Origin of the sequence: Mycobacterium sp. (assembly GCF_040509115.1) — a bacterium.
In the GTDB taxonomy this organism is placed as follows: Bacteria; Actinomycetota; Actinomycetes; order Mycobacteriales; family Mycobacteriaceae; genus Mycobacterium.
The window spans coordinates 1-13,354 of record NZ_JBEVLO010000497.1 but is presented as its reverse complement, the minus strand read 5'-3'; the positions used below and the strand labels follow the sequence as shown (position 1 = coordinate 13,354).

General features: G+C 68.3%; 11 protein-coding genes. 4 read left to right on the top strand and 7 right to left on the bottom strand.

What is annotated here, in order from left to right:
- Positions 1–134: 134 nt before the first annotated feature.
- The 5 genes from ABW137_RS33625 to ABW137_RS33605 all read right to left on the bottom strand — a co-directional run bounded on the left by ABW137_RS33625 (position 135) and on the right by ABW137_RS33605 (position 7,739).
- On the bottom strand, positions 135–2,036 hold the full coding sequence (locus ABW137_RS33625) for a glycosyltransferase family 39 protein (protein ID WP_526406907.1): 1,902 nt from the start codon (positions 2,034–2,036) through the stop codon (positions 135–137).
- Positions 2,037–2,070: 34 nt separating this feature from the next.
- Positions 2,071–3,339 carry a bifunctional glycosyltransferase family 2/GtrA family protein gene (locus tag ABW137_RS33620; protein ID WP_526406915.1) on the bottom strand — a complete coding sequence of 423 codons (1,269 nt, stop codon included), beginning with the start codon at positions 3,337–3,339 and terminating at the stop codon, positions 2,071–2,073.
- 64 nt (positions 3,340–3,403) lie between these two features.
- Positions 3,404–5,326 (bottom strand): ArnT family glycosyltransferase, encoded by a 1,923-nt coding sequence (locus tag ABW137_RS33615; protein ID WP_526406913.1) that lies wholly within the window; start codon positions 5,324–5,326, stop codon positions 3,404–3,406.
- 32 nt (positions 5,327–5,358) lie between these two features.
- Positions 5,359–7,038 (bottom strand): sensor histidine kinase, encoded by a 1,680-nt coding sequence (locus tag ABW137_RS33610; RefSeq protein ID WP_526406906.1) that lies wholly within the window; start codon positions 7,036–7,038, stop codon positions 5,359–5,361.
- The gene (locus ABW137_RS33605) at positions 7,035–7,739 is read right to left on the bottom strand and encodes a response regulator transcription factor (protein WP_526406911.1); all 705 of its coding nucleotides are present in this window, start codon (positions 7,737–7,739) and stop codon (positions 7,035–7,037) included. Before ABW137_RS33605 ends, ABW137_RS33610 begins: the two co-directional genes overlap by 4 nt.
- 164 nt (positions 7,740–7,903) lie before the next feature.
- Between ABW137_RS33605 and ABW137_RS33600 the strand changes: the two genes are divergently transcribed.
- Positions 7,904–8,344: a hypothetical protein gene (locus tag ABW137_RS33600; protein WP_526406904.1), complete on the top strand. Its 441-nt coding sequence runs from the start codon at positions 7,904–7,906 to the stop codon at positions 8,342–8,344.
- 13 nt (positions 8,345–8,357) lie between these two features.
- Here the strand turns inward: ABW137_RS33600 and ABW137_RS33595 are convergent, their stop codons facing one another.
- Complete coding sequence (locus ABW137_RS33595) at positions 8,358–8,606, bottom strand: hypothetical protein (protein ID WP_526406903.1); 249 nt, start codon at positions 8,604–8,606, stop codon at positions 8,358–8,360.
- A 124-nt stretch (positions 8,607–8,730) separates the two neighbouring features.
- Positions 8,731–8,979: a hypothetical protein gene (locus ABW137_RS33590; protein ID WP_526406901.1), complete on the bottom strand. Its 249-nt coding sequence runs from the start codon at positions 8,977–8,979 to the stop codon at positions 8,731–8,733.
- A gap of 193 nt (positions 8,980–9,172) precedes the next feature.
- Here ABW137_RS33590 and oppB point away from each other — a divergent pair, with 193 nt between their 5' ends.
- The 3 genes from oppB to oppD all read left to right on the top strand — a co-directional run bounded on the left by oppB (position 9,173) and on the right by oppD (position 12,994).
- Complete coding sequence (oppB, locus tag ABW137_RS33585; RefSeq protein ID WP_526406899.1) at positions 9,173–10,150, top strand: oligopeptide ABC transporter permease OppB; 978 nt, start codon at positions 9,173–9,175, stop codon at positions 10,148–10,150.
- A 112-nt stretch (positions 10,151–10,262) separates the two neighbouring features.
- The gene (gene oppC / locus ABW137_RS33580) at positions 10,263–11,174 is read left to right on the top strand and encodes an oligopeptide ABC transporter permease OppC (RefSeq protein ID WP_526406909.1); all 912 of its coding nucleotides are present in this window, start codon (positions 10,263–10,265) and stop codon (positions 11,172–11,174) included.
- Entirely contained in the window at positions 11,171–12,994 is a 1,824-nt protein-coding gene (gene oppD, locus ABW137_RS33575) for an oligopeptide ABC transporter ATP-binding protein OppD (protein ID WP_526406897.1), read from the top strand. Before oppC ends, oppD begins: the two co-directional genes overlap by 4 nt.
- The last annotated feature ends 360 nt before the right edge of the window (positions 12,995–13,354 follow it).

Genomic DNA, 13,354 nt, shown 5'->3' with positions numbered 1-13,354 from the left:
TAGGCCTCGTTGTTCTTCAGGTACTCGTCGGTCACTGACATTGGGACCTCCCGTGGATTACTGATGCGTCGGCGTGAGGGTAGTCGACACCTGCGCGCATTCCGAGAACGAGAATCGGCCTGATCAGAACCCGTTCACGCCTTGGACTGCAGGTCGTAAACGGTCGTGCCACCGACGTCCGACTTGGTGAAGGTCTTCTCCACCCATGCGGTGATGTCGGCCGCGCTGCCGGTCCGATGTCCGAAGGGGCCGCCCCGGCCGGAGTCGGCCAGGAAGTAGCGCACCTGACCGTCGGCGACGTACTGCTGGAATTGGGCCAGCGTCGGCGACGGGTCGCCGCCGGTGAAGCCACCGATCGCCATCATCGATGCGCCCGTCTTCAGCTCGAGGTCACTCACCGACATCGAGCCCACCGCGGCCGCCGCCCATCGGTTGGGCAGACCGGTGATCAGTGCTGCCACCTGAGTGTTGTCACCGCCACGGCCGGGTCCGCCGGGTCCGCCGAACCCGCCACCCGGGAAGCCCTCGCCCGCCTTGGTGGGTCCCGACATGGTGCCGGGCCCGCTGTGCGATTGCGTCGCGTTGTAGATCGAGAACGCCGCCGAGCCACCGAGACCCGCGAGGGTCGCTGCGATCGCGACCACAGCGGTAGCGTGGCCGAGCCGGTGTGCGCGCAGCGCCAACACCAGCGCGACGACGATCGAGCCGACGAGCACCGCCCAGCGCACCGCCGGCCACCACTCGGGGGTCCGATCCAGCAGCACGAACGCCCACCCTCCTGTCGCGGCAAGCATCACGGCCAGCACCAGCCGGGCCGGCCACCATTCGCGCCGCCGCAGCAGCTGCGCCACCGAGATGCCCACCACCGCACCGACCGCCGGGGCCAACGCCACGTTGTAGTACGGGTGCACCGTGCCCGCCATGAAGCTGAACACCGCACCCGTGACCAGAAGCCAACCGCCCCAAAGCAACAGCCCCGCCCGGGTACCGTCGGTGCGCGCTGCCCGCCACGTCAGCACCAGGCCGACCACCAACCCGATGAGCGCGGCGGGCAGCAGCCACGACGCCTCGACGCCCATCGACGCCCCGAAGAGTCGGGTGATGCCGGGGTCGCCGCCGAAGAACAGGTTCATCCCGCCACGGCCGGGTCCATGGGCGGGACCGCCGCCGCCAGGGCCGCCCCCCTCGTTGCCGGCGATCCGTTCGATGCCGTTGTAGCCAAAGGCCAGTTGCAGCAGGTTGTTGTCGGTGGAGCCCGCGATGTAGGGCCGCGAGCCGGCGGGCCACAGACTCACCAGCGCGACGTACCAGCCGGCCGACACGACCATCGTCGATCCACCGATGAGCAAGGCGCCCAGTCGTTTCCACATCCCGACGGGGGCCGCGACGAGGAACGCCAACGCCAAGCCGGGCACGATGAGGAACGCTTGCAGCATCTTGGTCAGAAACGCGAAGCCGACCGCGGTCCCCGTCAGGGCCATCCACATCGACATCGACTGCACGCTGGCCGCACCGATGGCGCGCACCGTGCAGTACGCCGCCACGACGAGCAGTAGGACCAGCAGGGCGTCGGGGTTGTTGTAGCGGAACATCAAGGTCGCGACGGGGGTGACGGCGAGTACCGCCCCGGCGATCAGGCCCGCCGTCGGGCCGCTGGTCCGGCGGACGGTGAAGTAGAGCACCGCGACAGCGGCCACACCCATCAGCGCCTGCGGGAGCAGCATCGTGAACTCGTTGAAGCCGAAGAGCCTTCCCGACAAGCCCATCACCCACATCGCGCCGGGTGGCTTGTCCACGGTGATGGCGTTGCCCGCGTCCAGCGAACCGAACAGCCACGCCTTCCAGCTCTGCGTGCCCGCCTGCGCGGCGGCCGCGTAGTAGCCGTTCGCCCAGCCCGAGGAGCCAAGGCCCCACAGGTAGAGCACGGCGGTTCCGGCGAGCAGTGCCCAGAACGCCGGCCTCGTCCACCGGGGTTCCGGCGGTCGGGGCGCTTCGGTGGCCGCCTCGGGGGGAAGGACGTCTGCGGTCAGTGTCACGGTTGGATTCCTCGGTATCTCGACGGGGTGGTGGTCAGCGGGTGCGGCGGGGGTGAAACACCCAGCCACGCAGGAGGACGAAGCGGACGGCGGTCGCCAGCAGGTTCGCGGCGACGAGGACGGAAAGTTCGACCAGTCGGTGGGGTTGGTCGACGACGCCGTGCAGGCCGGCGAGCGCGCCGCTGGTGATGGCCAGCGCGATGGCGAACACGATGAGTCCCTCGACGTGATGGCGCGCCGCCTTCGTCCGCCCGGCGACGCCGAACGTGAACCGTCGGTTGGCGGCCGTGTTGGCGATCGCCGTCAGCAGCAACGCAATCAGGTTCGCGGCCTGGGCGCCGATGACGCCGTGCAGTAGGACGAAGAGCAGCAGATACGCCGCGGTCGATGCGACACCGACGGCGGCGAATCGGACCACCTGGCGCAGAAGCGAATTGGGCGCTCCTGAGCCTCGAGACGGGGACAACTGGGCGGCGATCGCATGCACCGGGATGGACCCGCTGGCGAATCCGCGAAGGAGCCTGCCGACTCCCTTCAGGTCGGCGGCCGCCGTCGCGACGATGTCCACCCGACTGTCGGGATCGTCGACCCAGTCCACCGGGACCTCGTGGATGCGTAACCCGCTGCGTTCCGCGAGTACCAGCAGCTCGGTGTCGAAGAACCAGCCCGTGTCGGAAACGTGCGGCAGCAGGCGATGTGCGACGTCGGCGCGAATCGCCTTGAAGCCACACTGCGCGTCGGAGAACCGGGCGTGCAGCGTCGACTTGAGAATCAGGTTGTAGCACCGCGAGATGAACTCGCGCTTGGCGCCGCGCACCACCCGCGAACCGCGGCCAAGGCGCGTGCCGATCGCCAGATCCGAGTGACCGGAGATCAGCGGGGCGACGAGCGGGGCCACCGCCGCGAGGTCGGTCGACAGGTCGACGTCCATGTACGCCAGCACCATGGCATCGGAGGCCGACCAGACCTCGTGCAGTGCACGCCCCCGACCCTTCTCCTCCAGCCGCACCGAACGGACGCCGTCGAGTTCGGCGGCCAGTTCGGCGGCGATGCGGGGGGTGTCGTCGACGCTGGCGTTGTCGGCGATGGTGATCCGGACCGGGTAGGGGAAGCTGTGCTGCAGGTAGCGGTGCAGGCGGCGGACCGAATCGGCAAGGGCCGCTTGCTCGTTGTAGACCGGAATGACCACGTCGAGCACTGGAACGCCGAGTGCCCTGGCGTCGGCCGCAGCGTTGGACCGGGGTCCGAAGCCCGTCCCACGCGACACCGCGGGGTCGTTCGTCACCAGCACGTCGTCCTTCATGTCTGTCATGACTCCATCGTCGATCTGCCGTGTGTGGTGGCCTCTTGAACTAGCTATGCACCGGCTATGAGTCCTCGGTCAGGTCGTAGACGACGACGCCGTCCACTGTCTTCGCGCCGTAGTGCTGTTCGACCCACGTGGTGATGTCGGCGGCGTCGTGGCTTCCGCTCCCGGCGCGCCCACCTGGCCCGCCGGGCCCGAACATCGAATGCCCGCGCAGGAAGTAGTGGATGCGGCCGTCGGCGACGTACTGCTTGAACTCGGCGAGGGTCGGCGCGGGATCGGTGCCGTTGAACCCGCCGACCGCCATCACCGGTGCACCAGCTGCCAACTGGTAGCCGGCGGCGCTGCTCGAGCCGACGACCGCGGCGGTCCATTGAAACTGATCGGCATCGTCGGCCAGCAGGGCGGTCAGGGCGGGCCCGGCCTCCGGGATGTCGAGAAAGCCACCGGGACCACCGAAACCGCCGGGACCACCGAACCCACCGGGACCACCGAACCCACCGGGGCCGCCGAAACCACCGTGCCCTCGCGCGGGGCCGACCGACGGGATGGCACCGGTGTGTGGCGTCGCCGCCGTGGCGACGGTGTAGGCCGCCGGCGCGGCGAGGCACGCCAGCACCGACAGCACTGCCACGCCGTTGGCCACCCGCACCGGGAGCCGGTTGGACACCAGCAGCAGCACGGCGGCCCCCACCCCCGCGATCGCCACCAGGGTGTCAAGCCACGGCAACCAGTCCGCACGGCGGGCAAGCAGCACGGCGGCGAGGATCACGGTCACCAGTACGGTGCCCGCCATCGCCGTCCGGACGGCAAGGGCGGACTGACCATCGAACGCGTTGCGCCACAACAGTATCGATCCGATCCCGATCCCTGCGGCGATCGCCGGTGCGAGGGCGACGGTGTAGTACTGGTGCAGGATGCCGTTGGCGAAGCTGAAGACGACGGCCGTTACCGCCAACCAACCACCCCACAGGATGAGCGCCGCGCGCGTCGGATCGGTGCGAGGGGCACGCCGGGTGATCAGCAGGCCCGCGACGACGCAGACGACGGCCGCGGGTATCAGCCACGCGATGTAGACGCCCATCGACTCGCCGAAGAGCCGGTCCCACCCGACGTCGAAGTTCATGTTGCCGAGTCCGCCGGTTTCGTTGCCGGTCAACCTACCGAAGCCGTTGTAGCCCAACGCGAGTTCGATGATGCTGTCGTGCTGCGAGCCGCCGATGTAGGGCCGGGACGACGCGGGCCACACCTCCACCAGCAGCAGGTACCAGCCACCGGCGACGATCATGGCGACCACCGCGCCCACCGACCGGAGCAGCCTGGTGCGCAGCGGAACGGCCGCCGCGATGAGGAAGGTGGCGCCGAACGCAGGCAGTACCAGGAAGGCCTGCAGCATCTTGGCCAGGAAGCCAATGCCGACCGCGACGCCTGCGCCCGCCATCCACCACCGGTTGCTGTCGCGTTCGCAGGCCCGCTGCACGCAGTACGCCCCTGCGACGAGCGCGAGTACCAGCAGCGCATCGGGGTTGTTGAAGCGGAACATCAAGGCGGCCACGGGTGTCAGCGCAAAGACCGCGCCAGCCAGCAGTGCCGCAGATGGACCGGCCGCACGGCGCACCGCGGCGTACAGCAGGGCGACCGCGGCGACGCCCTCCAGCGCCTGTGGCGCGAGCACGCTCCAGGAGTTGAGACCGAACAGTCGCACCGAGACGTCCATCACCCACAACGCCGCCGGAGTCTTGTCGACGGTGATCGCATTGGCGGCGTCGCTGGAGCCGAACAGCATCGCCGTCCAGTTGTCGGCACCGGCCTGCGCGGCCGCCGAATAGAAGCCGTTCGCCCATCCGCTGGCGGACAGGTTCCACAGGTACAGAGCCGCCGTCGCCACCAGCAGCATCCCGAACGCAACGCGCTCGCCAACCCCCGACCTGGTGGGAGGGGTCTCGACGAGGTCGTCGGCGCTCTTCGCGGCGCGCGACAGCATGGCAGTCACCACGACGATTGTGGTGACTGCGGCTAGGCCCCGGATTGGTTCGACCTGTGGCTCGGCTGTGAAGCCGACGGGTGCGTCGGCAGCCTCACGACGAACTCGGTGCGGCCGGGCTCGCTGCGGACCTCGATGGTCCCGTCGTGCGCCTTGACCACGGCGGCCACGATCGCCAGGCCGAGCCCGGTGCTGCCGCCGCTACCGGAGGCCCCGGCGGGAGCGGCCCAGCGCCGCGACCGCGACGAGTCGCCCCTGGCGAACCGCTCGAACACCTCCGGCAAGAGCGCCGCGGAGATGCCGGGACCGTCGTCGGACACCGTCAGCACGGTGGCATCGCCGTCCTGCGTCAGCGACGTGGTCACCGACGTTCCGCCTGGGGTGTGCGTCCGAGCGTTGGCCAGCAGATTCGCCAAAACCTGCTGAAGGCGGGCCTCGTCGCCCACGACGGTGACGGGCTCCTCAGGAAGGTCCAGCGCCCACCTGTGCTCGGGGCCTGCGACATGGGCATCGCTGACGGCGTCGACGACGAGCCTCGACACGTCGACCGATTCGCGGCCCAGTGGGCGCCCGGCATCAAGTCGCGCCAATAACAGCATGTCCTCGACCAAATGCGTCATGCGTTCGGTCTCGGACTCCACTCGGCTCATCGCATGGGCGACGTCGTCGGGCAGTTCGCGCCGTTTGCGTTGAGCCAGCTCGGTATAACCCCGGATGGCGGCTAGCGGGGTGCGCAGCTCGTGGCTCGCGTCGGCGACGAACTGACGCACCCTGGTCTCGCTGGCATGCCGAGCCGACAGCGCGCTCGCGACGCGGTCCAGCATGCGGTTCAGCGCCGAACCGAGTTGGCCGACCTCGGTGTGCGCGGCCGCCGGGTCGACCTGGACGATCTGGCTCGGCAATCGCACCTCGCCCTTGTCGAGCTCCAGGTCGGCGACTTCGCGGGCCGAGGAGGCGACCCTGGACAACGGAGCGAGCTGACGTCGGATGACGAAGATGCCCGCCCCGGTGGCGGCGAGCAGGGCAATCACCGCGACGACGCAGAACATCCCAAGCACCCACAGCAGGGTGTCGTCGACGACGGCGGTGGGCAGCCCACTGACGATCGTCGCGTTGCCGTGCCGCGGATGCAGCGCGATCACCCGGTAACTGCCGAGACCGTCCAAGTGCAGCGTCACCGGTTTGAGTGTGGCTGGCACGCTGGCCAACTGGGCCTCGGCAGCACGGCTGATCGTGGCGCGCCCACCGTCGGCGGTGATGAGCCCGGCATCGATTGCCCCCGAGGGGGAGATGACCGCGCCGACGGTGCGTGTCGCCTGCCCGGGAGCGTTGAGGAATCCAGGGCCAGGGCCGTATTCGGGGTCGAAACGCTCCCCGTAGGGAAACGTCGGCGGCCCCGGTCTTGGGGGGGCGGGCCCCGGTGGACCTGGTCCGAGCGGGGCGTTCCTCGGCGGGCCGGGACGGGGCAGCACGCCATCGAACGCCGGTGGCGGCAGCTCGTATATCGCGGCTGAGCGCCTGCCTGCCTCGATGAGTTGCTGGTCGAGTTGCCGCATCAGAAAGCGTTGCAGCGCAAACTCGGTCGCAATCCCGATGCTCGCGCACACCACCGCAAGCAGCACGATCTGGGTGAGCAGCAGCCTGACCCGCAATGACCACGTGCGGGGTGAGAGCATCCGGCTGTGCGACTGGGTGGGCCCCTCGATACTCATCGCGGCGGCTTGAGCACGTACCCCGCGCCGCGCAGCGTGTGAATCATCGGTTCACGGCCGCTGTCGATCTTCTTGCGCAGATACGACACGTAGAGCTCGACGATGTTGGACCGACCGCCGAAGTCGTAGCTCCACACCCGATCGAGGATCTGGGCCTTGCTCAGCACCCGCTTCGCGTTTCGCATCATGAACCGCAACAGCTCGAACTCGGTCGCGGTCAACGTGATCGGGTCACCGCCGCGCGTGACCTCGTGGCTGTCCTCGTCGAGTACCAGATCGCCAACGACGATCTGCGCACCGCCCGTCTCGTCGGCGACGCCCGTGCGTCGCAGCAGGGCGCGCAGGCGCAACACCACCTCTTCGAGGCTGAAGGGTTTGGTGACGTAGTCGTCACCGCCCGCGGTCAATCCCGCGATCCTGTCCTCGACGGAGTCCTTGGCGGTCAGTAGCAGCAGCGGAAGTCCAGGAATCTGGGCTCGCAGCTCGTGCAGCACGTCGAGACCACTCATGTCGGGGAGCATGACGTCGAGCACGACGACGTCGGGCGGGTTCTCGCGCGCCGAGGCGATCGCCGACTCACCGTCGCCAGCGGTGGCGATGTCCCAGCCCTCGTAGCGCAGCGCCATCGACACCAACTCGGCGAGCACGGGTTCGTCGTCCACGACCAGGACGTTGATCGGCTTGCCGTCGGACCGGCGCATCACGACGCGGGCCGGGTCCGCGCGGTCCTTGTCTGATCCGCTGGTGGTGGTCATCGTTGTCATTATCGACCCATCCGATGGGCTGACCCTGTGCCGTTTCTATGCGCGCGCTGTGAAGCACCGATTCACAGCGAACGCTCACGAAGACCGGGCACAGTCAGTTCATGACCACCTGGGGAGCGAAGAGCACCATCGGCGCCATCGCAGTGGCCGCCGCGATCGCGGGAGTCGGTGGCGCCGCCATCTCAGCAGCAACCGGCGGCAGGTACCACGGCGCTGCCCCGGGTCTGCACGGCCCGGGTGGCCCGCCCGCCTCGGCGCCGCACGTCTCCGACGTGGCGCGCGACCAGCTCCACGGCGAGTACGTCGTCACCGAGGGCGGCGGAGGTTTCGAGACCAGAGTCAGCCAGACCGGCCAGTTGACGGCCATCGACGCCAGCTCGGTCACCGCAAGGAGCGACGACGGGTTCACCCAGACGTACGTGATCCGCGCAGCGGAAGGCGCTGCGCCACCGCCCTTCTCGGTCGGTCAGCGCGTGACGATCACCGGGACGCGCGAAAGGGAGGCCGTCATGGTGGATTCCATGAGACCTCCCCTCGCGTAAGCCTAAGGCCGCGTTAGAGCGCGTCCTCCTGCTCCGAAGGAAGCGTAGCCGGACCCTCGATGGTCGGTGTCGCGATCGTCGTCGTCGGGGTGAGCGGCGCCGTTGTCTCGGTGGTGGTCTCACCCGTGGTGACCTCGGTCGGCTCAACCGGACCTGGAGGGGCGGGCTCGGCCTGACTGGTGGCCACCGTCAGTGCTCCCATGGACAGCATCGCACCGGCCCCTGCCGTTGCGGCAATGAGTTTGAGGTTCTTGCTCTTCACGTTGATCACTCCACTTCGGTCAACTCGAATGCGTCTGGGTGAGGGGCCCGGGCTGGAACCCCTTCACGCTTCGAGTAACCGGAGCGGCCGCATACCAAACGTGCGGGAGACTCCCTGCGGACTCTCAGCCGGGCAGGCCCTGCTCCTCGGACGGCAGCGGCGCCGGACCCTTGATCGACGGGGCCGCGTCCTGCACGGCCTCCACCTTCGGCGGAGTGGTCACAGTGCTGGTTGCGCCCATGGTCATCGTGGGTGCTCCCGACGCCGACGCGGGCGCGGTCTGACCCCCGACGATGCTGGCGCTGAGCGCGCCGAGGGTTACCACGGCACTCCCTCCGACGATCGCGGCGAACATCTTTGCGTTGTAGTGCATGTCACACTTCCGATCCTGAATTCGACTGTGCAATGGGGCGGATGTTGGTGCAGATGCAGTCCAGTGAACGCGCGCAGACTGGGAGGCCACTGTGCCCGTACTGCCAGTCTCTTGCCCACCCGCCGCGCAGGTAACGGGGCTTTTGGGCATCGATCTCCTACCCTGTGCCCATGCGGTATCCGATGGGCGCGACATGACGCGATTCCTGGCTCGTCGGCTCCTGAACTACGTCGTCCTCCTGGTGATGGCGTCCTTCCTGGTGTTCTGCCTCACCTCGATCACCTTCCATCCGCTCGATAGCCTGCTGGAACGCAACCCGCGGCCCACCAACGCCGTGATCGCTGCCAAGGCCGCCGAGCTGGGTCTGGACCAGCCGATTCCCCAGCGTTTCGTGAACTGGGCGGCAGACGCGGTGCGGGGTGACTTCGGCACCACCGTCACCGGGCAACCGGTGACCGAAGAATTGTGGCGCCGGGTGGGTATCAGCCTGCGCCTGGTGGTGATCGGCTCCCTGCTCGGAACGGTCATCGGCGTGCTACTCGGGGCGTGGAGCGCCGTCCGGCAGTACCGCCTCTCGGACCGCGTGATCACGGTCGCGTCCTTGGTGGTGATCAGTACCCCGACGTTCGTGCTCGCCAACCTGCTGATCCTTGGTGCGTTGACGGTGAACACTTCGGTGGGGTTCAACGTGTTCGAGTACACCGGTGAGGCGCCACCCAGCGTGGTAGGCGGGTTCTGGAGCCAGCTAGCCGTCCGGCTGCAGTACCTGGTGCTGCCGACCCTGACCCTTGCCGTGATGTCGATCGCCGGATACAGCCGGTACCAACGCAACGCGATGCTCGACGTGCTGGGCCAGGACTTCATCCGCACCGCGCGGGCCAAGGGTCTGACGCGGCGTCAGGCCCTCTTCAAGCACGGCCTGCGCACGGCGCTGATCCCGATGGCCACGTTGTTCGCCTACAGCGTCGCCGGATTGGTCACGGGCGCGATCTTCGTCGAGCAGATCTTCGGCTGGCACGGCATGGGTGAGTGGGTGGTGCAGGGCATCACGACCCAGGACACCAACATCATGGCTGCCGTGACGGTGTTCTTCGGCGTGGTGATCCTGTTGGGCGGCTTGCTGTCCGACGTGGTGTATGCGGCGCTGGACCCGAGGGTGCGGGTGGCGTGATGCGGACGCGAGGAGCAAGAGGTCAACAGCGGACGCGAGGAGCACGAGAGCTACAGCGGACGCGAGGAGCAAGACTCTGATGCGACAGGAGAAGCAGGACACCGAGCCGGTGATGACCGATGCCAGCTCGGCCGCCGAGTCGGGGATCGACGCGGGGGCGTTCGCGTCACGCCGCGCCCTGATTTGGCGGCGGTTCCTCCGCAACCGACTGTCGGTCGCCGCACTGGCGATCCTGGTATTGCTGTTCGTCGCCTGCTTCGCGTTGCCACCGCTGTTGCCTTGGGACTACAGCCAACTCGACTACCGGTCACTGCAACAACCGCCGAGCTTCAGCCACTGGTTCGGCACCAACGCGCTCGGACAGGACCTGCTCGCCCAGACCTTGCGCGGGATGCAGAAGTCGCTGCTGATCGGCGTCTGCGTCGCCGTGATCTCGACGACGATCGCCGCGGCCGTCGGCTCCGTCGCCGGCTACTTCGGCGGGTGGCGCAACGGGATTGCGATGTGGATCGTCGACCTGCTGCTCGTCGTCCCGAGCTTCATCCTGATCGCGGTCGTGACGCCCCGGATCAAGGATTCGAGCACCACCTTCTGGCTGATCGTGCTGCTGTCGGCGTTCAGCTGGATGATCAGCTCGCGGATCGTCCGCGGCTTGACGATGAGCCTTCGCGAACGCGAATACGTCACGGCCGCACGCTACATGGGCGTGAGCAACTGGAAGGTGATCGTTCGGCACGTGTTGCCGAACGTCGCGTCGATCCTGATCGTGGACACCGCACTCAACGTGGGCGCGGCGATCCTCGCCGAGACCGGGCTCAGCTTCCTGGGTTTCGGTGTTCAGCCGCCCGACGTGTCACTCGGCACGCTGATCGCCGACGGCACCGCCTCCATGCAGACGTTCCCGTGGGTGTTCCTGTTCCCGGCCGGCGTGCTGGTGTTGATCGTGTTGTGCGCCAACCAGATCGGCGATGGCCTTCGCGATGCGCTCGATCCCGGCGCGCGAACTCTGCGGAGGCGCAAGTGACCGAACTGCTCCAGGTCAGCGATCTGCAGGTCACCTTTCCGACCGACGCGGAAGACGTCGCCGCGGTGCGCGGCATGACCTTCGACGTGCGCCCCCGCGAGGTGGTGGCCCTCGTCGGCGAGTCCGGGGCGGGCAAGTCGGCGACGGCCATGGCGATCGTCGGCCTGCTTCCCGAGTTCGCCATGGTCTCGGGATCGGTCCGCCTTCATGGCGACGAACTCATCGGGCTCGACGACAGGCGCATGTCCCGGGTGCGGGGCCGCCGGATCGGGACGGTCTTCCAGGACCCGATGTCGGCGCTGACACCCGTGTACACCGTCGGGGACCAGATCGCCGAGGCCGTCCGGCTGCACCAGCGCACCCTGAGCCGTACCGCCGCCCAAGCCCGGGCTGTCGAGTTGCTCGAGCTGGTCGGCATCGCCCAGGCCGAACGGCGAGCCAGAGCCTTCCCCCACGAACTATCCGGAGGGGAGCGTCAGCGCGTCGTGATCGCGATGGCGATCTCGAATGACCCCGACCTGATCATCTGTGACGAGCCGACGACCGCGCTCGACGTGACCGTGCAGGCCCAGATCCTCGACGTGCTCCGGACCGCGCGCGACGTCACCGGCGCCGGAGTCCTGATCATCACCCATGACCTCGGGGTGGTGTCGGAGTTCGCCGACCGGGCGTTGGTGATGTACGCGGGCAAGGCGGTGGAGACGGCGCCCGTGGAGGACTTGGCGTCGAGGCGCGTCATGCCCTACACCGTCGGACTGCTCGGATCGGTCCCACGGCTCGACGCCGCCCAGGGTGCACGCCTGGTCCCCATCCCCGGTGCCCCTCCGTCGATGGCGGCGCTGCCTCCCGGCTGCCCCTTCGCGCCGCGCTGTCCGCTGGCCGTCGACGACTGCCTCGTCGACGAACCGGCACTGCGTTCCGTCGGCCCTCAGCACGAGGCCGCATGCATCCGCACCGACGACGTCGCGGGACGTTCCGCACCGGACGTCTACGGCATCTCGACCGAGCCACCCGACCGCGCACCCGACCCCGACGCTCCGGTGGTGCTGCGCGTCGAGAACCTCGTCAAGACCTACGAGCTGACCAAGGGCGTCGTGTTTCGGAGGCGGATCGGCGAGGTGCGGGCCGTCGACGGCATCAGTTTCGAGCTGCGCCAGGGCAGGACGTTGGGCATCGTCGGGGAATCGGGGTCGGGCAAGTCGACCACCTTGCATCAGATCCTGGAACTGACTGCCCCGCAGGGTGGTTCGATCGAGGTGCTCGACCGGGACGTCTCGACGCTCGACCGGAGGGGCCGGCGAGCGCTGCGAGGCGATCTGCAGGTGGTGTTCCAGGACCCCGTCGCATCCCTCGATCCGCGCCTCCCCGTGTTCGACGTGCTCGCGGAGCCGTTGACTGCCAACGGGTCCGGAAAGAAGGAGATCGATGCCAGGGTGGCCGAGCTGCTGAGCCTTGTCGGGCTGCGCCGCGAGGATGCCAGCCGATACCCCGGTGAGTTCTCCGGTGGACAGAAGCAGCGCATCGGCATTGCCAGGGCCCTGGCCGTCGCGCCGAAGATCCTGGCACTCGACGAGCCGGTGTCGGCGTTGGACGTGTCGATTCAGGCAGGCATCATCAACCTGCTGCTGGACCTGCAGGAGCGATTCGGCCTGTCCTACCTGTTCGTCTCGCACGACCTGTCGGTGGTCAAGCACCTGGCGCACGACGTTGCCGTGATGTTCAAGGGCGCGGTCGTCGAGGCCGGCAATGCGACCGACGTCTTCGCCGCGCCTTCGCACGAATACACGCGCCGGCTGCTGGCCGCGGTCCCCCAAACCTAGGACCAAACGCCTACGTGGCTGGACACCCATGGCGGTGGTGGTCGAATCCCCCCATCCGAACCACCACCGCCACGTGTGTGGACCTCGTGCCGGTGCGCCGCGAGACCCCTCGACTCACGGCGCCCCAGTCAGTGAGCGCTACCCGTCAAACATTAGGGGCCCGGCGGCCCCGACGAATCGGGGAAATCCCTATGTTTTTGCAACGAGTCCCCTGTCCTCGCACCCCGGGGGGTTGCCCTGCTGAGCGCCCAGGGCGTCGGCCGCCACTAGCATTTGCAGGATGATCATCCGACGTCTCGCCGGTGTCCTTCTCGCGGTCTCCCTCATCACGTCGTGCTCGGGCGGTAGCGAAGCACCGCC

What these genes read in the sequence shown, in the direction of transcription:
- ABW137_RS33620 (WP_526406915.1), bottom strand. Translation starts at nt 3,339, where the DNA reads ATGAAGGACGACGTGCTGGTGACGAACGACCCCGCGGTGTCGCGTGGG.
- ABW137_RS33615 (WP_526406913.1), bottom strand. Translation starts at nt 5,326, where the DNA reads ATGCTGTCGCGCGCCGCGAAGAGCGCCGACGACCTCGTCGAGACCCCT.
- ABW137_RS33610 (WP_526406906.1), bottom strand. Translation starts at nt 7,038, where the DNA reads ATGAGTATCGAGGGGCCCACCCAGTCGCACAGCCGGATGCTCTCACCC.
- ABW137_RS33605 (WP_526406911.1), bottom strand. Translation starts at nt 7,739, where the DNA reads ATGCGCCGGTCCGACGGCAAGCCGATCAACGTCCTGGTCGTGGACGAC.
- ABW137_RS33600 (WP_526406904.1), top strand. Translation starts at nt 7,904, where the DNA reads ATGACCACCTGGGGAGCGAAGAGCACCATCGGCGCCATCGCAGTGGCC.
- ABW137_RS33590 (WP_526406901.1), bottom strand. Translation starts at nt 8,979, where the DNA reads ATGCACTACAACGCAAAGATGTTCGCCGCGATCGTCGGAGGGAGTGCC.
- oppB (WP_526406899.1), top strand. Translation starts at nt 9,173, where the DNA reads ATGACGCGATTCCTGGCTCGTCGGCTCCTGAACTACGTCGTCCTCCTG.
- oppC (WP_526406909.1), top strand. Translation starts at nt 10,263, where the DNA reads ATGACCGATGCCAGCTCGGCCGCCGAGTCGGGGATCGACGCGGGGGCG.